Below are 21,170 nucleotides of genomic sequence, written 5' to 3'. Positions count from 1 at the left end.
CACTCCGAGGGGATGTCGGATCTAGTTGTATCGCCGGCTTCCAGCACGACCGGCTCTCTGGTAGATACAAGGCTCTAGAACCTTTAACCTCATCAACGTTTTTATTTATCTAGTTGTTAAATTTTCATTACGCCTCCAGTGGAAGCGCTCGTCACTAATTTTGAATATCTTGCTAACCAACCACGTTTGATTTTTGGCTCAAAGACTGGTAATTTTGCACGACGTTCAGCTAAAACTTCATCTGAAACTTGTAAATTAATCGTACGATTTGGTAGATCAATTTCGATAATATCTCCGTTTTCTACTAAAGCGATTGGACCGCCTTCAGCAGCTTCTGGTGAAATATGGCCAATTGAAATACCACGAGATGCACCTGAGAAACGACCATCTGTAATTAATGCAACCTTTGTACCAAGGCCTCGACCTTGAATGGCAGATGTTGGTGCAAGCATTTCTGGCATCCCTGGACCACCCTTAGGTCCTTCATAGCGAATGACGACTACATGGCCCTCTTTCACCGTTCCATTATCAATGTTTTCTTGTGCTGCTTCTTGTGAATCAAAGACAATTGCCTCGCCCTTGAATACTTTGATAGAAGGATCAACGGCCCCTACTTTAATAACAGAGCCATCTGGTGCGATGTTACCGAATAAAACTGATAATCCACCTACAGCACTATATGGGTTGTCTTTTGTTCGAATGACTTGATCATTCGTGATGTGATAATCTTTGACAAGCTCACCCATTGTAACGCCTGCTACGGTTGGACGGTCTGGATGAATAGCACCTGGAATAGATGTTAATTCATTAATAATGGCACTTACTCCACCCGCTTTATTAATATCATCCATTGAAATATCTGAAGCAGGCATGATTTTTGCTAAATAAGGCACTCTTTCCGCTACTTTATTAATATCTTCAATGTTGTAATCTATTTCGGCTTCATTGGCAATTGCTAATGTATGAAGAACTGTATTTGTGGAGCCCCCCATTGCCATATCAAGAGCAAAAGCATCATCAATTGCCTCTTTTGTAATAATATCGCGAGGTTTAACGTCTTCCTTGACCATGCGAATTAATTGCTTAGCTGCTTCTTTAATCAGCTTGTGACGCTCTTCAGAAGTGGCAACGATTGTACCATTTCCAGGTAAAGCAACACCAAGCATTTCCATTAAGCAGTTCATGGAATTTGCTGTAAACATGCCTGAGCATGAGCCACACGTCGGACAAGCATTATTCTCAATATCCAACAGCTCTTCCGCAGACATTTTTCCTGATTTGTGTGCTCCTACACCTTCAAACACAGATGTTAAGGAAAGCTGTTTCCCTGCTGCAGAAGTTCCTGCCTCCATTGGACCACCTGAAACAAAGATAGATGGTACATTCGTACGAACTGCTGCCATAAGCATTCCTGGTGTAATTTTGTCACAGTTTGGAATATAAAATACGCCATCAAACCAATGTGCATTAATAACTGTTTCAGCAGAGTCTGCTATAATTTCACGACTTGGTAAGGAATAACGCATACCAATATGCCCCATTGCAATACCATCATCGACACCAATTGTATTAAATTCGAATGGAATACCACCCGCTTCAATAATAGCTTCTTTCACTACATCAGCGAACGTACGTAAATGAACGTGACCTGGTATTATGTCGATATAAGAGTTACAAACCCCAATAAATGGTTTGCCTAGATCTTTTGCTTTTACTTTGCCTGTTGCATATAAAAGACTTCGATGTGGCGCTCGATCTACGCCTACTTTAATCATGTCACTTCTCATTTTAAACGCCCCTCATTGCTATCCATACTATGTTCGTTGCTATAGACAAAATGTTCTGTCTTTTTAATTTTTGTTTATAGAGTAATAGCCTCTTAGACGACTACTGCTGTAACGAACGTGTTAAATTGTTGTTATCATAGTACGAAAAAAAGGTCTCGTCAACACTATTTTTTGAATTGTTTAAACAATTCAAAAAATCTGTCAAAATTGAAATCGTTTACATGCTGATTAAGCATCAGTTTTATCTCGCTTTGATAAAAATTTTGACATTTCGTTCAAATTTTAATTTTTTAATAATAAACAAAAATGGATAAATAAAAAATTCCCATATATTTGAATAAGCTAAGTTATCCAATCCTAGAGATAACGCTTACAATAGAAACAACTTTTTTAAGTATCCTGTAAAAAATATTTGTTCAGGATCGTATTGGTGTCGAATGCTTAAAAACTTTTCAATCTCTGGATACAACGCATAGACCGTTTGCGCTGTTAAATGATGTTGTTTTCCCCAGTGAGGACGACCTTCATATTTTTGCATCAATGTATGCACCCATTTAAAGTAAGGCTCTTCTCCCATTCCCTTATACATATGAAAGGCTATAAAAGCCGACTCACGCCCTTGTGTTGGACTTAAAAAACCTGCTTCGCCTGCAGTTGTTCGACACTCTAAAGGAAAATGAACATTAAAAGTCCCTTTTTTAAAGGTTGCATGGATTTCCTCCAAACAAGCTTCAAACTGTGATAAAGGGATGGCATATTCACTCTCTTGAAACTTCACGCTACGAGGTGAGGGATAAATTTCATAGCTTATCCCTACTTTTTCACTTTCTACCACATTGGCAGCCGCTATCTTGCTCATGGCACTACTTAAACCAGGTTTCCACTTACAAAGCTCTGACATCGCAAAGAAAGCCCCGTTTTCTACTATTTGTAGCTTTAACGTTTCTATTTTTTTATTCCATTCACTTTGATAAACAGGCGCGACCGCATTCATCCGTTTTACTTGAATTGTTTCACTACCAGGGAAATAAAACCACTCCACATGACGATGTTGACGAATATCCTGCGCAAATAACGAGAGACCATTTGTCAATGTTTCTCTTGCCCCCACATAATGCAAACCATATAGTGGTATGACCTTAATCGTTACTTTGACCAGAACACCTAGCATCCCAAGTGATACATGCAGCGCTTCAGATAAATCATCCATACCTCTCCTATGTTCCTGATAAGTACCAGTACCGTCTACAAATCCCCATGCCTGGACAGCTGACGATAGAGAACCAAGTGTAACCCCCGTGCCATGTGTGCCAGTTGACACTGCCCCTGCAATGGTTTGCTCCTGTATATCGCCCATATTGATTAACGCAAAACCGTGTTTCGCTAGCATTGGTCCAATTTCATATAGGTAGGTCCCCGCCCATAATGTTGCCTCCTGCCTTTCCTCATTCACAGCGATTAATCCACGCAGATTATGTAAGGAAATTGCTATATGCTCAGGCATAGCCACAGCGCTAAAAGAATGAGCAGCACCTGTGACACGGATTGTCTTTCCTGATTGACACGCATGCTTCACAATTGCTGAAACTTCATCAATAGAGTGCGGTAAATACATTTCACTCGGATAGGAAATAACATTCCCAGCCCAGTTTGTCCACTTTTCACCATTTCGCCATTTTTCTATAGAAAACATTGTCCATCTCCCCTATATGTTGTGTAATGTCCTGCATACTTGTCCCCACGAATAGCATGCAGGACCTGAAAACGCTCACAAAGCTCTCCTGCCTTCGCATGTCGAAAATAAATGGTATCGCCAATATTGATACTCTTTCCTTTGACCTTAATAGGTGTTTGCACTTCCCCTGCGCCTTCTAGGCTAAGATATGCAAAAGTGGTAGGGTCATAGAATACAGGCAAACGATCCATCCCAATGGCTCCAGAAGCCGTATAGCCTCCCCCATGACAAACAACGATATTTTTTTCAGGCATTCTTGTTACACGTAAGGCAAATCCAGCAGCCTTTTCTAGCTGTAAATGTGTAAATTGATCGAACAATGCTGGTGCATAAAAAGCCGAGCCAACTGTAATTTCCGTTACTTCCTTCTGTTGATTGGTGTACGTCATACTTCCTGATCCTCCACCATTAACAAAGCGTAGATTTGGAAAATAAGCCTTGATATGGGCGATCGCTAATCGACGAAACTGCGTTACTTGCTTTTTGGCTTGTACTTGCATGGCTTCTATGACTCTACCTTTTAAAGCATTTGCAGGACGATTGCCAACCCCTGCTATTTGAGCCTCATAGCCCATCGCTCCTACCACTTCAATTACAGGAGTGTTTTGAATGGTTTGTAAAAAAGGTGTCAACGTTTCAAGAGAAGACAATGACGAACGTTTTGTTCCAAAATACAATACTTTAAAATCATTAGAAACATTAAGATCAATGCAAACCTGTACACGTACGCCAATCTCTTGTCCTAATTTCGCCAATAGTTGGATATGTTCTTGTCTGTCTACCATAAAGGTGACGAGTTTTCCTTCCTTTACAAAATGCAACAATCGACGAATCGTTGCTTCCTCCATTACTGGATAGCCAAGCAATAAGTCATCAAACTGCTGCTCTAATAAAAAAAGGGTCTCTGCTGCAGTAAATGTCATAAACCCCACAACATTCACAAGTTTTTTCTGTATATAACGAAGGACCTCAATAGAACGAATCGATTTTGTTGCAATACGAATTTGTTTTCCCCCACAAGCATCTTGAACCATTTGTATATTTTTATCTAGTGCATCTAAATCTAACCATGCAAATGGTCTTTCCAAATCACAAAATGCTTGATCCAATCTTGACGTCATTTCATCACTCCCTTGTATAAACTATGTATTTGACATTTAGCGGAATAATTCCTTTTTTCAGTTAATTAAGCATAATAAAACAACCGTGAGCCTGTTTTACAATAAGACTACACGGTTGTTTTAATATGGGATAAACATTTCATTCACCTTTCTATTAAATTGGTTACGATGCGAATAAGAAATCAGCTGCAAGATTTAGCATTACTAATAAATGCAAACCAGCAATTAAAAAGCCTTGACGATTTAAACGTTTCATAACAGCTATATTCATATGACCACGCTCCTTTTCTACATTATAATCTCTTTATACAGAATTTTCAAACTATTAAAAAGTGGAAATTTACCCATTTTTCTTTTTCTACACAAAAAATTCTCCCAAAGAAATAAGGAATTGCACATAGAATTGACATTCTGTTTCAATAAAAAATAATGTATTTTTTCACGTTCACGAATGAAAAGGCTATTGTAGTAAATAATTTAGTTAAATGGCTGTTTTTTATTGTTACTGGCGATTGGGCGTTGCATGCATTTCTGGTACGAATTGAATACATGAACATACTATAGAAGTAAGCGATAATCGGTGTATGTACAATATAGAAGTAATTGTAGTTAATGTGGACATTTTCACGGTAGTTTATGCAGGTGGATTAGCTATAAAGTGAGCACAGCAAAGGAGCTGCATTCACTTGTCTACAGCCTTATTTACAACATGTAATAATTACTAAACAAAATCACAGTGTTTAATCTACTCCATTCAGGGTATAACTAAGTAATCGCCATTATATCTTAAATTTAAGGAGATGAAAGTAATGATTAGTTTCATTTGGTATTTAATTATTGGAGGAATTCTTGGATGGCTAGCTGGCGTCATTTTAGGTAAAGATGTACCAGGCGGCATCATCGGGAATATTATTGCAGGGATTGTCGGTTCTTGGATTGGTAGTATGGTTTTAGGGAACTGGGGCTGGAGAGTAAGTGATTTCTACGTGTTCCCAGCACTAATCGGTGCCATCGTGTTGATCTTTATCGTCAGCCTTATTTTAAAAGGTATGCGTAAAGCAACTTAAATATGTAATGAAGAGCCATCCAATGTGATGGCTCTTTATTTTTTTTCATGTAAGAGAACAGCTGCTTGGAGCTCATCGTGAAAATCATCATACAACTGGTAGTAATATAACACATCCTCAACATATTTCTCGCTATGGTTGTATTGGTAAACAGCTTTCTTAATATTCCCTGTCGCAGCACCGTATTTGGATAAGTAATTCGCAGCACTAAATACTGCATCCTCAATATCATAGGGGTCAGCTATTCCATCCCCATTTGCGTCAACGCCATATCCTCCATATTTAGCAATCGTCTCAGGACTCATCAATTCAGTTTTTGTGATGCTTCCTTTTCCCAAACCTGAGCATGTGGGATGCTGCCAGCCAACGAATGTACAGGGCATGAATTGCATATGCCCCTCTGCCCCAGCAGATGATACCATTGATTTTACCGTAGAAAACCGTGTTTCAATACGATGATGCGCAGCAAGTAATGTCCAGGGTACACCATATTTTTCTTCTGCAGCTACATAAACGGGAATGTATTGCTCAGGAATTTTCATATCGAAATGCTGTTGAATCTCCTCAATTGCCTTTTGCTGGACAAGCTTTTCGAATATCGGTAATGTTTGAAGCTCCTTCCAAGCAAAAAATGTGAGAACATACACGGTAATTGCAATTGGAATCAATAATGCTATCATACCCAATTTTGTCGCGGGTGATAACAGAGGTTTGTTATTCTTTTTCTTTGCCATACGTCACACCTAATCTAGTATTCTTTTTCTATATTACCAAATTTTCCGTAATGTGCAGTATATCTTTTCATTTTGAAAGAATGAAGTCTTCCACATCTATGAAAGTACATCATTTCCACCATGAAAGCAGTTGAAAGGTTTGCTAAAAATATAGTAAAATACAGATTGATTCGTTTATTGGATAATAATAGGGAGGAATTTATTTTGTGGAAAGACTTTAAAGAATTTGCGATGAAAGGCAATATTGTCGATCTAGCAGTAGCAGTAGTCATTGGTGGTGCTTTCGGTAAAATTGTTACCTCCTTAGTTGAAAATATCATCATGCCATTAGTCGGTGTTTTAACAGGTGGTATTGATTTAACAAAGAGTTTTGTTTTTGGCTCAGGTGAAGCCCAAATCAATTTTGGTGTATTTCTACAATCCATCATTGATTTTTTAATCATAGCATTTGCCATTTTTATGGCCTTACGAATTATGACAAAGCTCACACGTAAAAAAGAAGAAGCAGTCGTGGAAGAACCAGCACCTGAACTCGATGCCAAAGAAGAGCTTCTCAAAGAAATTCGCGACTTGCTAAAAAAAGAACAAGCCTAACATACGGTGTAAAAGCATCTGTCTCTCATTTGAATGAGGCAGATGTTTTTGTTTTGTATCCTTCACTTCGGGTGTTCTCCTACTATTTAATGCGTATCCTTTACTTTTTCTCCTCTATCCACCACTTTACGCGTTCTATCCGATACTTTGCATGTCCTATCCACTACTTTTTATCTTGTATCCACTAACTTAATGGGTATCCTTTACTTTTTCCTTCCTATCCACCACTTTGAACGTTCTATCCGATACTTTCTATCTTGTATCCACTAACTTAATCTGTATCCTTTACTTTTTACGTTCTATCCGATACTTTGAACGTTTTATCCGCTACTTTCCTTTCTCTATCCATCAATTTAATAAGTATCCTTCACTTCTCTAGATATATCTATATTCTGGAATGCAGTTTTACGTAAATTGAAGCAGTTCCATTCTAGATAGAAACGCTTACTTTGAAGTTTAGAGCGATTCCTTCTGCTGGAAACTACTTTTTTGAAGGCGGACGATCAATCTTTTTTAGAAACCCACCTTTTTGAATCTAACCGATCATCTTTACTTAGAATCCGCTCTTTCTGGAACCTAAAGCGCTCTTCTTTACTTAGAATCCGCTCTTTCTGGAACCTAAAGCGCTCTTCTTTACTTAGAATCCGCTCTTTCTGAAGCCTAAAGCGCTCTTCTTTACTTAGAATCCGCTCTTTCTGGAACCTAAAGCGATCATCTCTACTTAGAATCCGCTCTTTCTGAAACCTAAAGCGTTCATCTTTACTTAGAATCCGCTCTTTCTGAAACCTAAAGCGCTCTTCTTTACTTAGAATCCGCTCAATTTGATGTATAAACTGCTCACTCTGTTAAAATTTCATTCCATTCGAAGTTAACAGCGATAATTTCGCATAAATTCACAATTAATCTCCTACTATTCCTAGGTGATTAACTATAAATAATCTAGCTAATTTTCAGAAATCACCTTGTTCTTCTTTAGTATCCATGTTAAATTGGTAACAATTATTGAGAATACTATTAAATTGAAAGCAAAAGTTGTTGCTTTTAATAATATTGAAGAAAAGAGTGACGTCATGACATTAAACAGAAGTATTGAAACAAAGCTTGTACAACTTGGTAATTTAAGTGACCCAGCAACAGGAGCTGTGAGCCCACCCATTCATTTATCGACTGCTTATAAACATACTGGGATTGGTGAATCTACTGGTTTTGACTATACACGTACAAAAAATCCAACACGTGCTCTTTTAGAAGCAGGAATTGCTGATTTAGAGGGTGGCGATATGGGCTTTGCCTGTAGCTCCGGGATGGCTGCCATTCAATTGGTGTTATCCCTATTTAAACCAGGCGATGAATTAGTCGTGCCAGATGATTTATATGGTGGTACATATAGACTTTTTAATTTCTTCCAAGATACTTATAATATTAAGCCTGTTTATTCAAAATTTGAATCGGTTGAACAGGTGGAAGCATTAATGAATGAAAATACACGTGCAATATTTATTGAAACACCTACAAATCCACTTATGCAGGAGTTTGATTTACAAGTGTATGCGGAGTTAGCACATAAGCATGGGGCATGGCTAATTGTGGATAATACTTTTTATACGCCTTACTTCCAACGCCCTATTGAATTAGGTGCAGATATTGTGCTTCATTCTGCAACGAAGTATATTGGTGGTCATAATGATGTTTTAGCTGGGCTAGTGGTTGCTAAAGGCACAGAATTAGCCGAACGCATTGGCTTTATTCATAATGGTAGTGGAATGGTGCTAGGAGCTATGGATTCATGGTTACTTATTCGTGGTCTAAAAACAATGCATCTACGCTTAAAGCAACATGATGCCAATGCGAAGGCGATTGCTGCTTACTTAGAGGAAGAAGAGTTAGTGACCGATGTCCTTTACACTGGAAAAGGTGGCATGCTGTCATTCCGCTTGCAAAAGCCTGAGTGGATTGACCCATTCCTTCGTAACTTAAAGTTAATTACTTTTGCTGAAAGTCTTGGCGGTGTCGAAAGCTTTATTACGTATCCTGCTACACAAACACATGCAGATATGCCTTATGAAGAGCGTGTGGAGCGTGGCGTTTGTGATCGTTTATTACGCTTCTCTGTTGGCATTGAGGAAGCAGAAGATTTAATTGCAGACTTACGACAAGTGTTTGATATCCTTAGAAAAGAGGCGTAATTGATGAAGCAACGTATTGAAACAAGCCTCATTCACGCAGGTGTTCGTGATGGCTATAGTAATAAAAAAGGGGCTGTTAACGTCCCGATGTATCTGTCCTCTACTTTCCATCAAGAAAGTATAGATGAATTTGGAGAATATGATTATGCTCGTTCAGGCAACCCTACAAGAGATGCGTTAGAAAAAGCTGTAGCAGAGCTTGAGGGAGGCGTTCGTGCCCATGCATTTTCATCTGGTATCGCTGCCGTATCAGCAGCATTAATGCTGTTATCGCAGGGAGATCATATCGTCATGACTGAGGATGTTTATGGTGGAACCTATCGTTTTGTAACAAAGGTGTTGCCGCGCTTTGGGATTTCCCATACATTTGTAGATTTTACGGATCTAGCAGCTGTAGAAGCAGCAATCACGCCAGCTACAAAACTACTTTATATGGAAACACCATCAAATCCAACGTTAGGCATTACAGATATTCGTGGTGTAGTGGCGCTTGCCAAGCAACACCACTGCCTTACATTCTTGGATAATACTTTTATGACACCGTTACACCAACGCCCACTAGAACTTGGTGTAGATGTCGTCATTCATAGTGCAACGAAGTTTTTATCTGGACATTCTGATATTATTGCTGGCTTAACGGTTACTGCCGATGAAAAGCTAGGTCAGGATCTCTACTTTATCCAAAATTCATTCGGTAATATTTTAGGTGTACAGGATTCATTCACACTACTACAAAACATCAAAACAACAGATGTACGTTTTAGTCGTTCTGCTGAATCTGCACAAAAAATTGCTGTGTATTTGGCTAGCAATCCACTAGTTGAACAGGTCTACTATCCAGGGCTTGCTTCACACCCAGGCTACGCTATTCATCAACGTCAAAGCACAAGTCCTGGGGCCGTTTTATCCTTCCGACTACCAAGCTATACAGCTGCAAAGGCATTGGTTGAGGCGATGACAATTCCAGTATTTGCGGTCTCTCTTGGAGGAGTAGAATCTATCCTTTCTTACCCTGCAAAAATGAGTCATGCGGCTATGGAGCCTGAAGAGCGTGCTAAACGAGGCATCACAGATGGTCTTCTACGTTTTTCTGTAGGACTTGAGCATGTTGATGATTTAATTGCTGATTTTGCACAAGCCCTAGAGATTGCTGCCAAGGCTTAATTGAATCAACATAAAAACCGCGTCTAGTTGACGCGGTTTAATTATTATAGGTTCAATTTTTCACCTTTGCTAACAAACGGTATAAATAATCACCATGCCCCTTTGCCAGCAGGGCATCTTGCTCAGCTGAAATCCAATAAAATGAAAAAATTAAATCCCCTTCGTTTAAGCCAGTTGGATGATGCAGCCATGCATCTCTTGTTTCATCGGATGTTAGATGATAGAAATACCGTTTCTGTAAAATACCTGATGGATGATTAAAATAGTCCTGTGCTATTAACGCCTGAACGACAAGTGTGGTTAGACCTGTCTCTTCTAGCATTTCACGTTTCACAGCGTCTAAAGGTGTTTCACCTTCCTCTACCGTACCTTTGGGCACTTGAATACCTGCCCCAACTGAATTCTGTTCAAATACGAGTACCTGTAATCGATCCTCATGCTCTCTCGTAATATAGCCAAATGCTTTTTCAACTACTTGCATGAAAGTGACCCCCTTTGAATGATTGAATGTTACAATAAAGAAAAAAATTGGAATAGCAGGTGAAAAGTGTTGACACTTATTATACGACAGATGCAAGAAAATGACATTACTTTTGTACAAGAAATTGCTAGAATAAGCTGCCATTCCTCGTGACATTCAAGATCGCATTTTACAGCTAGCTTATAGTCGACAATGATTAATCGAACGTCTTATCAATAGTCCGTTTCTCGTTGCAATTTTTGATGAATTGCTAGTTTTTCAAACGTGACCCAAGGTGAAACGCATTATTTACATCCTAATATGCATGGTAAGGGCATTGGTACTGTACTTTTACTGGAAGGTCTACGCATGCTCCCAAATCTATCGGCTTTATTTATTTGTGTTGAGAAAGAAAATAAACTTGGTCTGCATTTTTATCAAGCAAAGGGATTTGTAACAATTGAAGAATTTGATGGGCATTTACTCAAAACTATTAAATTGGTTAAACAACAAGAAAAAGTGTAACGGTTCTTGCAGCTACCGTTACACTTTTAATTATGTAAGATGAATTTGCTCGGCTTGGATAACAAGTGCTGTTAACCCAGTTATACTGCCAGATTCATGCGGTTGGCCATGATGCCATAGCACGCCCTGTCCTGTTTTTATTGTGATTTTTTCACCATCTTCACCACTAATCCATCCTTCGCCATTGATAACAATAAATAGCTGTGGAACGGGAGCTTCATGCATCCCAACTACGCCACCTGGCTCAATATAGATGAAACCGATCGTCGTAGGCACTTCCGTTTTCGTGATTTTTCTATAGAATGTATCGATGGATTGGTATTGATGAATTGGATTTGCTAAATCTTGTGTAAATTGTATGATTTGCATTGCGCGAAAATCCTTTCGTATTAGGCTAGTTCTTCTTCAGCAAATGCTAAAAGTGTCCCATCTTCTTTTTTGAAATAAAAAGCAAATGCATCATAGCCATTTCTTTTAATCGTTTCCCAGTTAGCCGCTTCTCCATTTATAAGCCGTACATTTTCTTGTTCATCTACCTCATAGTCGTCTATTTCTTCGTCATAGTCGATATTATAGAAAAATGATAGTACAACTTCTGTTACAGGCAAAATATATTTCTCCAATGGTCGGTTGTCACGGTGCTCCTCGGTATACTCCTCACAAAATAGCGCATTATAACCATGCAGCGTAGCATCAAACAGCAATATTTCCTCTGCTGTTAAAGGATCTTTAGCAACGATTCTAGTAGCTGAGCCTGTAATAAAAGGCATTTCCTCTCCTTCAATCATTAGCAAATCACCATGATACCAAATTTCAAATTGTTCATTGCCTGCGCTAGATTGAAGGTGAAACTGCGATTCAACGCCATCTACAAATTGTATGTTTCCTGCAAATGGCTGTAAATAAGTTGGAATAGGAATGGTCATCGTGTTCCTCTCCTTTTTCTGTTAAAAATCACTTCCTTACAATATTATACATCTTTCTCATTTTACGCATAAAGAAAAACCCAGAATTTTTTTCTGGGCTTGATGACACTTACTTTTCTAGCATGATTAAAACTGACGGGCCTTTGCTTCACTTCGCAAGAGACGGTTATGGAGAGTAATCTCCGTTTCACCATTTACTTGCGATTTGGATCGCTTAATCCTTGACCAGTTGCGGTGGATTTTTTGAGATTTGGGGTCTAGTTGTTCGAACCTACTCATTTTTCATCCTCCTCATCATTATAGATTTCATAAGTGAAATCTTCTTTATTATGACCAGCCAAGGTGAATTTATACTAATCAAAACAAGCATGTTTACTTCTTATTATTTATTTTCTCTTAACCATGTTAGCGCGTATTGTACATATAATTCGGCTCCAACGCGCAAACCATCTTCATCAATATCAAAATGGCCATTATGGTGTGCCCAGCGTGTATCCTTTTCTGTATTGCCTGAGCCTACGAGGGCAAAGCAGCCAGGTACTTCATCTAAGTAAAAGCTAAAGTCTTCTCCACCCATTGTTGGATCATCAATATGATAAGCTTCTGCGCCAAAATGTTCAGCTGTGAGGCGCTCAACCAAGTTGGCACTTGCCACATCATTGTTGACGGCTTGTGTACCATATTCATAAACAACCTCTGCTGTGCCACCATAAAGTGACGCAACCTGCTCGGCATAATGACGAATTTGCGCTTCGATATGTGAACGAACCTCTTTATCGAAGCAGCGCACAGTCCCTTCTAAAATGGCATCTTCTGCAATTACATTAAAGCGTGTGCCTACTTCCATTTTCCCAATCGTAAGAACAGCAGGTCGAAGTGGGTTGACTGTACGTGACACAACCGTTTGGACATTTAAAGCAAACGTTGAAGCAATCATTACGGCATCAATGGCATCATGTGGTACTGCAGCATGTCCGCCCTGCCCTTTAAAGCGCACTTTGAAAATATCAGCAGAGGCAAAGGCAGGCCCTTTATTGCACTGGATTTTTCCTGTGTCAATCTGTGACCAAATATGAATACCAAAGGCGTTATCTACACCTTTCATTGCTCCTTGCTCAACCATCGCTTTTGCGCCTGTAGCTACTTCTTCAGCTGGTTGGAAAATAAAACGAACTGTTCCTTCGATTTCATCTTGTACCGTATGTAATGTCTTAGCTGCAATCAGCAACATGGCTGTATGCGCATCATGACCACAGGCATGCATCTTACCATCCGTTTTAGAACGATACGGAATATCTTCTGTTATTTCATAAACTGACAATGCATCCATATCCGCACGCAAGGCAACTGTTTTTCCTTCCTTGCCTCCTTTTAACTCAGCGATAATGCCTGTTGGCTCTGTTCGTCTATATGGAATACCAAGGTTATCTAAATACGCTGCTACATAATTCGTTGTTTCATATTCTTCCCAAGAAAGCTCTGGCTCACTATGCAATTTTTGACGAATCGCCACAAGCTCACTATTTAATTCCGCAATAGTTTGTTTCATTTTATTCATGCTCACTCTCTCCTTCTTTTATAGCCAATTGACAAAAATACCTGCTAAAATAACGGATGTTATCGTTACACTGATGAAGCCGCCAACAAGCATCGGAGGCAACATATGGCTTAATAGCATTTCACGTTCTTTTTCATCGGTTGTGGACGATTTCACTACTTCATTTGTTAAAATATAATCCGCTGGGAACCCATAGAGCGCTGTTAAGGATACAGCAAACGCTAAATTCGGGCTGACCTTTAAAACTTTCCCTGCGATGAAAGAGAAAATATACATACCAATTACCGCTAAAATAATTGACACAACTAATGGCACAATAATACGCATCAGCATTTCAGGGGATGCCTGTTTTAAGCCATCAAATATAAAGAGCATTAAACCCATAATAGCAAAACCGAAACCATTTGCTTTTTGCAATGGTTGTCTTTCTAAAAACCCAAATGTGGATGCAAGTACACCAAATACTAAGCACAGCACTAATGCATTGACTGTTACAATAGGTGCTAATGCGGTTGATGTACCATAAGCTAATAATCCAACAAACGCTAAACGGAAAAATTTAAAGTATTCTGTATTGTATTTAGAAGGGATTTTTCTAAATAATTTAGGTTGTTCAGAGGACTGTTCAACCTCTTCCTGTTCCTGTGTCACCGATTGTAAATTCCCTTGGTGGTGTTCTTTTAATAAACGTTTTGCTTCACGCTTCAATACAATGGACGTGATGGGGTATCCTGCAAAACCTTGAATTACGTAAATCACAATGGCAAAGACCGCTAAATCCTCTAAGCCAGCTGCAGAAGCACCTTCTGACATGACTAGGGCAGCCACAACGCCACCTACTAATGGTGGAACCGCAACAATCATCGTTTTTAAATCAAAAATCATGGCACCAATAGTAAATAATATGGCGATGATGCCTACAATACCAGCTAAAGAAATAACGATGGCTTTCCACTGGTTTTTCAATTCCTTAAGGGACAGAAGTGTACCCATATTGGTAATTAATAAATACATTAACATCGTGGCAACGACTGGACCAATCCCGGCAATACTCACAATATCTTTCGGGAAGAACGTCCAATAGCCGATTAAAAATAATACCGCACAGACGAACACAGATGGAATCCACGCCTTCGTTCTTGTTGCTACGATATCTCCGATGTAAAGAATAGCAAGTACTATCGTCAGTGCTAACATTTGCGACATATCAAAGAATTCTCCTAACTTAGTAATTTTTTAATGTCATCTATGATAATACTAATTATTCTTAAAATTCTATTTTTACAGAAAAGAAGAAAAATAATGTATGAACGAGCATATTCGTGACACTAAAATTACGATTATCCAAATATTTAGATTTTAAAGAATTTTCATAAAGCGCTTTCATAAAAAAATAGAACCATATTATAATGGCTCTACTTGGTTTTGCGCGCTATTTTTTTCCAATAAAACGTTAACAATTTTCTCAAGCTGAAGATCTAACGAGTAAGGATCTTCCATCACAAATTCATCCCCAAACTCGCCATACATATAAACATTGCCATTTTTAACAGCAGGTGCTCCCTGCCAAATTGGACTGTTCAAAATTTCCTCTGCATCTTCTTGCGAGTTTACATAGACAAATACATGATCGCCTAAATATTCTGGCAGTACCTCTAAAGATATATTTTCAAACCCCTCTTTCATATTTAATGCCTGTTCTGTCGGAGGTAATTTCAACATTTGATAAATGGTATTACTACCATAATTCCCTCCTTCTGCAGCTAATACAAATAATCCTGTAGGGCTTAATTGCACGACTGACACCGTTTCACCTTCTTTAATGATGCCGTCTATTTGTTTTCGAGCGTCTTCAACCTTGAGTTCATATTCTTCGATCCATTGGTCAGCTTCCTTTTCTTTGCCAAATACTTCAGCAATCCTTTTGAATTTTTCTAATGGTCCAGCTGTCGAAAGCTCTTCCCAATAAGGAATAAAAACAGTCGTGCCTATTTTTTCATATTGTTCAATATTTTTCTCAATCGATCCAATGATTAAATCTGGCTCTAGCATAATGAGTTTTTCAGGGTTCATTGGAAAGCCACCTAAATTTTCAATTTTAGCTAATGTTTCTTGCGGAATCCCTGCTTTTTCAATCCATCCTTCCGCTAACATCCCTTCGCGGACACCAACTGGAATAATTCCTAGTTTTAAAAGCTGTCCCATGTACTGATCGGCCGCTACACGCTGTGGTTGTGCCGGAATTTCTACATCACCTCTTGGTGTAGAAACTATTCTTGTCTTTCCTTCCTGCACAGCTTCTTGTCCACTATTCGCTTGCGTTTCCACTTGCTTTGTCGCGGATGATGAGGCACCATTTGTATTCGCTGTATTTGAGCATGCTGCTAGCAGCAATGATAGACACATAAACAACGTCATCGCCTTTACTTTCATACTTTTGTACTTCGACATTTCATTTACTCCCTTTCGTTGATAATGATTTTCAATTTCATCATCAATATACCACTCGAATTGTTTTGGGAGAATAGCATATCTTCTTTTCCAAAGTGGCAATTCTTCATCTTCCATTTGCCGCTTTTGTCTCCATGTTACTTTAAATTGAGCGGGAGATACGCCCTTATATCGTTTAAAACTTCGGCTCAAGGAATGACCATCGGGGTAGCCGACATGTTCAGCAATTTCCTGCAATGTAGCATCTGTTTGTACGAGTAAAGTCGCTGCTTTGTTTACACGCATTTCACCCAAGTAGTGAATAGGACTCGTATGCATTTTTTCTTTAAAGCGTTTAGATAAATAACCGATGCTACAGCCCAGCTCTTGCGCTATGATATCCAGTGTCAGAGGTTGATGAGCATGTTCCTCCATATAGCGAACTGCCTCCGCTACAATATCTGGCTTTACAGGGTGAATTTCCTGCACATGCATTTGTCGTAATAATTCATAGACATATTGATAAAACACTGATTTTATATGTAAATGTTTCAGCTCTTTGTCATCATTTTGCAGCCAAATCATGTTCATCTGCTCTGCTTTATCAAGTAACGCAAGTGGATGAGCAGGCGCAAAAGCATATTGATAGTGGAAAGGATGATTGTTTTCCAATAAGGCGACTATTTCTTGGCGGTTAGGTAACGGGACAATCGCTTTATAAAAAATCAGGAAGTATTCGAGCTCTTTTTCCGCTACAATCTCTACATAGACCCCTTTCCCTGCATGCAGGACATAAAACGGGTGTACCATATGTCTATTTTTATCCAGCCATATTTGGGCACTACCTCTTTTTGTATAAAGAAAGGCATTGGTTGGTAATCGATAGGGGCCAAAATCTTCACCCTGCTCCATTATCGTCAATCGTACATCCATTATTTTGATGTATGCGTGATTCCATAAAAGTATATGATCACTTAATTTCATCAGGGTCAAACACTCCTTCTAATAAACCATTAACATGTCTATAGTTTAACAGAAATTCTACTAGTTGATAACGATTCTCATACATAAAATATGAGACAAAAAATGGACTTGTCATCGCATTGACTAAGTCCATTTTTTATCTCTGTTATTTTTTGAAACGATTGCCTGTGTTCACATAGATCAATAAAAATATTGTAAGTGCGACAAAAAGTACAAGACCAACATTAAATAACCACTGTGTATGGAGTATTTCGTTTAGAATCCATAAAAGAACACAAAAACAGTAACCATACATCATTTTTCCCATAAATTTTGCCAGTGCTCTTTCATCATATCGTTCTTTCTCTTCCTGTGCCATCGTATTAAAGCCTGCAAGTAGAAAAGCTCCTTTACCTTGCGATAAAACAATGGCGAAGATGAGAAACGGCAGCATGATAATTAAATAGACAATAACACCCAAAGTCCATCATCCTACTTTTCATTTTTAATAAATTGCTGAATTGCTGGTAGTAATTCTTCATGAAGTGGCAGCGAAGGATCTGCATAGGTTGCTAAGTTTTCTCCACGATCTGCTGGTGCCTTTTTCAATACATGGTTCATGCCCTCTAGATAAAGCAATTTAGCCTCTTGTTTGCCTTTCTTCAATGCTTCGGCATCAGCTTCCTTCACTTGTAAATCCGTTGTTCCTTGTAGCAGTAATACACGTCCTTTTACTTTGGCTAGCTCATTAGCAGGTTGATACTTTAGCAAAGAAATCAGGAAAGGCTGTACAGATGGACGGAAAAGTGCTTGTAGCTCTGGTGGAATATTTTTCACTTGCTCCCCTTGCTTTAAAGCTGTCAAAATATTCGTGGATTCATTGAAAAACTTTGGTGCTAATTGACCCTTTAATTGCTCTAAAAGCACTGCATCCAACGGTCTACCTGCACCTGCAATGGAGACAAAGGATTCTACGCCTGTTTGTTGAGCTGCTAGTAAACCAATGAGTGAACCTTCGCTATGTCCAATCACATGGACGCTTGTATAGGCTTTATCAGCCATCAATGTTTGGATGATTTGAACAGCATCATCCACGTATTGATCAAACGTTCCATCCTCTTCCTTTGTTAAGAGCGCTTGATTATCTCCAAGTCCTCGCTTATCATAACGCACCGTCGCAATGCCCTGTTGTGCTAAACCTTCCGCCAACATTTTTAAGCTATTATTTTTTCCAGCTAAAGCGGAATTACCGTCTTTATCAGTTGGCCCCGAGCCTGCTATTATGAGTGCCACTGGGGATGGAGATGGAGAAGCCTTTTGTAAGGCTACCGTTAAATTGCCGTTTTGAACGGGAATCTTTAATGTGTCATAGGTAACGGGCTGCTCTTTATAAACCTTTAGTATTAAAGGATATTTTCCCCCATTTTGTTGAAATGTAGCCACTATTTGTTCATTTTTGATTGTGCCATTAATGGCAATAGCTGAGCCGTTTAAATTAATGGACACTTTTACTTTATCACCTGTATACGTCACACTTTGAAATGGAAAATTAGATAACCCTTGTGCTGGAACAGATAATGTGCCACTATCCTTCTGTAAATCCACGATAATCGGTAGTGGTCCATTTGGTGTTTCAATACTTCCTTCCCATTTTCCAATAAACTGTTCATTCATTGCATTTGTCCCCTTTGTTCCTTGATGTTGAGCAGTGACCTCTTTTTGCCCACAGGCAGCTAAAAATAAAATTGTACAGCAAAACAATAACCATTTTTTCATCTAATCTTCCTTTCTATATGAAGATCACCAATAAAATTGGCAATAAAGTTATACCGATCAAGATGTAGCACCATTTATTCGCAAAATTGACAGTCCAACCAATCCCGAATTTTTTGGGCACTAATAAAGAGGGATCATTTTTGTTGCAATAAAAAACACCCCATTTCCAATATTGATCATCTGTCGCAGCTGTTTCATTTGTATGTACCTCATCAAAACGTTCGTTACTTTTACTAAGCTTCCAAATGAACACTAGTAAACCACCCAGCGTGACGACATTAAAGATAAGAAAAAGGGGGAAAAAGTAAGGAACCGTTTGGTCGTGTAAAATAACGGTTGTATAGTGTAAAACAACAAATAGAATAGTCATACTAAAATTAATGGCTGCCAAGTACCAGCTCCCATATTTACGCTGAGCTAGCTCGCGATGGATGGACGCTTCTTTGGCCTGTGCGCTCAATTGGATTTTGGCACTTTTCATGCCTTGGTTCATGATGAAAAAACTGATTTGTATCGCCAATAATATAAGTGGCATACTGACGACTGACAGCCATGATTTATCAGTCCAACCATCGACCTCCCCCGCTCCATTCCAATGTGTCGCAAAAACCGCTGGGATTGTCTCATAGTTCATGTACGTAAAAGTGATTAATGCCAGTGTGATGATCATGGGTACGCTAAAAAATATAGATGACAAGGTTTCTTCATTTTGGCGGATAGACAAATCTGTCACATATACTGTTTTTATTTGCGCCTCCCACTGCTCCTGCACCTTTAATTTTTTCGCTTTGACATGATAACTCATGTAAAGACCAGATGATAAAAGGAGCATGATATACAACAGGATAAAGGAAATTAAAGACGCCTTCTCCTCTTGCATAGGCGAAAGATAAAGCCCGATTTGGCCTAGTAAAAATAAACCGGCAATCCCTCCGATGATTTGGCTATAATGCTTCTTCCACAGCTGTAATTGTGGATGTTTAACATAAGGTTCAGGTATAGAAACACCAAAGACAATCGATTTTCTTGTTAAATGTGGTGTCAGCGTTTCTAAAATCCCGACAATGATAAAGATGCCTACGATTATAAGCATACTACCCCTACTTCCATTGTTTTAAAATTCGCTGGAACAAACTTGTCATTTGCTCTTTTTCCAAACCCCGTGCAAAAGCTTCTGCCATAATAGGCTTCAAGGCATTTTCGACTTTTTCAACCTCCGTTTCTTCCAGCTCTCTCTTTTGGCCACCAATAATGACCGCTTTCGCTTTCGGCTTTAATTCAATTAAGCCCTTCTCTTCGAGTTCATGATAACTCTTACTGACCGTGCTGACATTGATACCTAAATCCGTAGCCATCGCACGCACAGACGGTAAAGTATCACCGTTTTTCAGCTCCCCTTTCGCAATGCTTTCAATTAATTGATTAGCTAACTGTTTATAAAGCTGCAATTCACTGCTTGGATCTAAATGTATTTGCATAAAACTCCTCCAATCTGTATTACTAATAACCAAACAGAAATCTGTTATGTATAGAGTAATACAGATTTTCTATAATGTCAAATGAAGGAATTTTTTTGTGGGAAGACTTTTTAAGTGTGGTGGTTACTTTTTTGGAGAGGGTTTGTCATCAATAGGGGCGGGAGCCTTCCTTGGATGAGCGCTTTTGACTCCTATTCGAGCGGGTCTCCTCCCTTAGGAGCGCTTCTGACTCTCATTAGAGCGGATTCCTTCCTTAGGTGAACGCTTTTGACAACAATTCGAGCGGGGTCTCCTCCTTTAGGAGCGCTTTTGACACCCATTGGAGCGGATTCCTTCCTTAGGAGTGCTTTGTCCATCAATTCGAGCGGGGTCCTTCCTTAGATGAGCACTTTTGACAACAATTGGAGCGGGGTCCTTCCTTGGGTGAGCGCTTTGTCCATCATTTAGAGCGGATTTCTTCCTTGAATGAGCGCTTTTGACTCCCATTCGAGCGGGGTCCTTCCTTACGTGAGCGCTTTTTACAACAATTTGAGCGGGTTTCTTCCTTAAGTGAGCGCTTTGTCCATCATTTCGAGCGGGGTCTCCTCCCTTAGGAGCGCTTTTGACTCCTAATTGAGCGGATTCCTTCCTTAAGTGAGCGCTTTGTCCATCATTTCGAGCGGATTT

Annotated in this window: 20 protein-coding genes; 5 read left to right on the top strand and 15 right to left on the bottom strand. The window is 39.1% G+C overall.

Going from position 1 to position 21,170, the window contains the following annotated elements; genetic code table 11:
- Window positions 1–116: 116 nt before the first annotated feature.
- The 3 genes from ilvD to ACEVFT_RS01155 all read right to left on the bottom strand — a co-directional run bounded on the left by ilvD (window position 117) and on the right by ACEVFT_RS01155 (window position 4,643).
- Window positions 117–1,787: a dihydroxy-acid dehydratase gene (ilvD, locus tag ACEVFT_RS01165; protein WP_004231412.1), complete on the bottom strand. Its 1,671-nt coding sequence runs from the start codon at window positions 1,785–1,787 to the stop codon at window positions 117–119.
- Window positions 1,788–2,157: 370 nt separating this feature from the next.
- A complete protein-coding gene (locus ACEVFT_RS01160) occupies window positions 2,158–3,480 on the bottom strand; it encodes a D-arabinono-1,4-lactone oxidase (protein ID WP_393947694.1) in 1,323 nt (440 codons plus the stop codon).
- On the bottom strand, window positions 3,468–4,643 hold the full coding sequence (locus ACEVFT_RS01155; protein ID WP_393947692.1) for an amino acid deaminase/aldolase: 1,176 nt from the start codon (window positions 4,641–4,643) through the stop codon (window positions 3,468–3,470). The genes ACEVFT_RS01160 and ACEVFT_RS01155 overlap by 13 nt, the downstream gene beginning before the upstream one ends.
- Before the next feature lie 809 nt (window positions 4,644–5,452).
- Between ACEVFT_RS01155 and ACEVFT_RS01150 the strand changes: the two genes are divergently transcribed.
- Window positions 5,453–5,710: a GlsB/YeaQ/YmgE family stress response membrane protein gene (locus ACEVFT_RS01150; RefSeq protein ID WP_004231402.1), complete on the top strand. Its 258-nt coding sequence runs from the start codon at window positions 5,453–5,455 to the stop codon at window positions 5,708–5,710.
- 35 nt (window positions 5,711–5,745) lie between these two features.
- Here the strand turns inward: ACEVFT_RS01150 and ACEVFT_RS01145 are convergent, their stop codons facing one another.
- Complete coding sequence (locus tag ACEVFT_RS01145; protein ID WP_016995260.1) at window positions 5,746–6,444, bottom strand: lytic transglycosylase domain-containing protein; 699 nt, start codon at window positions 6,442–6,444, stop codon at window positions 5,746–5,748.
- Window positions 6,445–6,648: 204 nt separating this feature from the next.
- Here ACEVFT_RS01145 and mscL point away from each other — a divergent pair, with 204 nt between their 5' ends.
- The 3 genes from mscL (at window position 6,649) to ACEVFT_RS01130 (ending at window position 10,388) form a co-directional block, all read left to right on the top strand.
- Entirely contained in the window at window positions 6,649–7,038 is a 390-nt protein-coding gene (mscL, locus tag ACEVFT_RS01140; protein WP_009370295.1) for a large conductance mechanosensitive channel protein MscL, read from the top strand.
- 1,070 nt (window positions 7,039–8,108) lie between these two features.
- Window positions 8,109–9,224: a methionine biosynthesis PLP-dependent protein gene (locus tag ACEVFT_RS01135; protein WP_026023403.1), complete on the top strand. Its 1,116-nt coding sequence runs from the start codon at window positions 8,109–8,111 to the stop codon at window positions 9,222–9,224.
- A 3-nt stretch (window positions 9,225–9,227) separates the two neighbouring features.
- Complete coding sequence (locus ACEVFT_RS01130; RefSeq protein ID WP_259419652.1) at window positions 9,228–10,388, top strand: aminotransferase class I/II-fold pyridoxal phosphate-dependent enzyme; 1,161 nt, start codon at window positions 9,228–9,230, stop codon at window positions 10,386–10,388.
- A 52-nt stretch (window positions 10,389–10,440) separates the two neighbouring features.
- On the opposite strand, the gene ACEVFT_RS01125 is transcribed toward ACEVFT_RS01130, so the two are convergent.
- Complete coding sequence (locus ACEVFT_RS01125; RefSeq protein WP_393947689.1) at window positions 10,441–10,869, bottom strand: NUDIX hydrolase; 429 nt, start codon at window positions 10,867–10,869, stop codon at window positions 10,441–10,443.
- Between the two features lie 264 nt (window positions 10,870–11,133).
- On the opposite strand from ACEVFT_RS01125, the gene ACEVFT_RS01120 reads away from it, so the two are divergent.
- Window positions 11,134–11,373 carry a GNAT family N-acetyltransferase gene (locus ACEVFT_RS01120; RefSeq protein WP_393947688.1) on the top strand — a complete coding sequence of 80 codons (240 nt, stop codon included), beginning with the start codon at window positions 11,134–11,136 and terminating at the stop codon, window positions 11,371–11,373.
- A 30-nt stretch (window positions 11,374–11,403) separates the two neighbouring features.
- Here ACEVFT_RS01120 and ACEVFT_RS01115 read toward each other — a convergent pair whose 3' ends face one another.
- The 10 genes from ACEVFT_RS01115 to ACEVFT_RS01070 form a co-directional block, all read right to left on the bottom strand.
- Window positions 11,404–11,742, bottom strand: coding sequence for a cupin domain-containing protein (locus ACEVFT_RS01115; protein ID WP_393947686.1), 339 nt, complete (start codon window positions 11,740–11,742; stop codon window positions 11,404–11,406).
- Window positions 11,743–11,762: 20 nt separating this feature from the next.
- Window positions 11,763–12,299 (bottom strand): hypothetical protein, encoded by a 537-nt coding sequence (locus ACEVFT_RS01110; protein ID WP_393947685.1) that lies wholly within the window; start codon window positions 12,297–12,299, stop codon window positions 11,763–11,765.
- A gap of 126 nt (window positions 12,300–12,425) precedes the next feature.
- Window positions 12,426–12,578: a YpzG family protein gene (locus ACEVFT_RS01105; RefSeq protein WP_004231380.1), complete on the bottom strand. Its 153-nt coding sequence runs from the start codon at window positions 12,576–12,578 to the stop codon at window positions 12,426–12,428.
- 103 nt (window positions 12,579–12,681) lie between these two features.
- Window positions 12,682–13,857 carry an amidohydrolase gene (locus ACEVFT_RS01100; RefSeq protein WP_205444125.1) on the bottom strand — a complete coding sequence of 392 codons (1,176 nt, stop codon included), beginning with the start codon at window positions 13,855–13,857 and terminating at the stop codon, window positions 12,682–12,684.
- An 18-nt stretch (window positions 13,858–13,875) separates the two neighbouring features.
- Window positions 13,876–15,063, bottom strand: coding sequence for a hypothetical protein (locus tag ACEVFT_RS01095; protein WP_393947682.1), 1,188 nt, complete (start codon window positions 15,061–15,063; stop codon window positions 13,876–13,878).
- Between the two features lie 198 nt (window positions 15,064–15,261).
- Window positions 15,262–17,271, bottom strand: coding sequence for an AraC family transcriptional regulator (locus tag ACEVFT_RS01090; protein ID WP_393947680.1), 2,010 nt, complete (start codon window positions 17,269–17,271; stop codon window positions 15,262–15,264).
- A 145-nt stretch (window positions 17,272–17,416) separates the two neighbouring features.
- Window positions 17,417–17,731 carry a DUF3784 domain-containing protein gene (locus ACEVFT_RS01085; protein WP_393947678.1) on the bottom strand — a complete coding sequence of 105 codons (315 nt, stop codon included), beginning with the start codon at window positions 17,729–17,731 and terminating at the stop codon, window positions 17,417–17,419.
- Window positions 17,732–17,742: 11 nt separating this feature from the next.
- Window positions 17,743–19,026, bottom strand: coding sequence for an alpha/beta hydrolase (locus tag ACEVFT_RS01080; RefSeq protein ID WP_393947677.1), 1,284 nt, complete (start codon window positions 19,024–19,026; stop codon window positions 17,743–17,745).
- 13 nt (window positions 19,027–19,039) lie between these two features.
- Window positions 19,040–20,119: a DUF1648 domain-containing protein gene (locus ACEVFT_RS01075; RefSeq protein WP_393947675.1), complete on the bottom strand. Its 1,080-nt coding sequence runs from the start codon at window positions 20,117–20,119 to the stop codon at window positions 19,040–19,042.
- 7 nt (window positions 20,120–20,126) lie between these two features.
- Entirely contained in the window at window positions 20,127–20,504 is a 378-nt protein-coding gene (locus ACEVFT_RS01070; protein ID WP_205444134.1) for a GntR family transcriptional regulator, read from the bottom strand.
- Window positions 20,505–21,170 lie beyond the last annotated feature (666 nt).

Origin of the sequence: Lysinibacillus sp. PWR01 (genome assembly GCF_043359455.1) — a bacterium.
Classification (GTDB): Bacteria; Bacillota; Bacilli; order Bacillales_A; family Planococcaceae; genus Lysinibacillus; species Lysinibacillus fusiformis_F.
The sequence above is the reverse complement of the archived record's forward strand: the minus strand, read 5'-3'. Positions and strand labels throughout refer to the sequence as shown.

Bases quoted from the DNA above. Each gene is read 5' to 3' on its own strand.
- ACEVFT_RS01070 (WP_205444134.1), bottom strand. From the start codon at position 20,504: ATGCAAATACATTTAGATCCAAGCAGTGAATTGCAGCTTTATAAACAG.
- ACEVFT_RS01135 (WP_026023403.1), top strand. From the start codon at position 8,109: ATGACATTAAACAGAAGTATTGAAACAAAGCTTGTACAACTTGGTAAT.
- ACEVFT_RS01095 (WP_393947682.1), bottom strand. From the start codon at position 15,063: ATGTCGCAAATGTTAGCACTGACGATAGTACTTGCTATTCTTTACATC.
- ACEVFT_RS01075 (WP_393947675.1), bottom strand. From the start codon at position 20,119: ATGCTTATAATCGTAGGCATCTTTATCATTGTCGGGATTTTAGAAACG.
- ACEVFT_RS01150 (WP_004231402.1), top strand. From the start codon at position 5,453: ATGATTAGTTTCATTTGGTATTTAATTATTGGAGGAATTCTTGGATGG.
- ACEVFT_RS01105 (WP_004231380.1), bottom strand. From the start codon at position 12,578: ATGAGTAGGTTCGAACAACTAGACCCCAAATCTCAAAAAATCCACCGC.
- ACEVFT_RS01100 (WP_205444125.1), bottom strand. From the start codon at position 13,857: ATGAATAAAATGAAACAAACTATTGCGGAATTAAATAGTGAGCTTGTG.
- ACEVFT_RS01080 (WP_393947677.1), bottom strand. From the start codon at position 19,026: ATGAAAAAATGGTTATTGTTTTGCTGTACAATTTTATTTTTAGCTGCC.
- ACEVFT_RS01130 (WP_259419652.1), top strand. From the start codon at position 9,228: ATGAAGCAACGTATTGAAACAAGCCTCATTCACGCAGGTGTTCGTGAT.
- ACEVFT_RS01145 (WP_016995260.1), bottom strand. From the start codon at position 6,444: ATGGCAAAGAAAAAGAATAACAAACCTCTGTTATCACCCGCGACAAAA.
- ACEVFT_RS01115 (WP_393947686.1), bottom strand. From the start codon at position 11,742: ATGCAAATCATACAATTTACACAAGATTTAGCAAATCCAATTCATCAA.
- ACEVFT_RS01110 (WP_393947685.1), bottom strand. From the start codon at position 12,299: ATGACCATTCCTATTCCAACTTATTTACAGCCATTTGCAGGAAACATA.
- ACEVFT_RS01090 (WP_393947680.1), bottom strand. From the start codon at position 17,271: ATGAAATTAAGTGATCATATACTTTTATGGAATCACGCATACATCAAA.
- ACEVFT_RS01160 (WP_393947694.1), bottom strand. From the start codon at position 3,480: ATGTTTTCTATAGAAAAATGGCGAAATGGTGAAAAGTGGACAAACTGG.
- ACEVFT_RS01125 (WP_393947689.1), bottom strand. From the start codon at position 10,869: ATGCAAGTAGTTGAAAAAGCATTTGGCTATATTACGAGAGAGCATGAG.
- ACEVFT_RS01155 (WP_393947692.1), bottom strand. From the start codon at position 4,643: ATGACGTCAAGATTGGATCAAGCATTTTGTGATTTGGAAAGACCATTT.
- ilvD (WP_004231412.1), bottom strand. From the start codon at position 1,787: ATGAGAAGTGACATGATTAAAGTAGGCGTAGATCGAGCGCCACATCGA.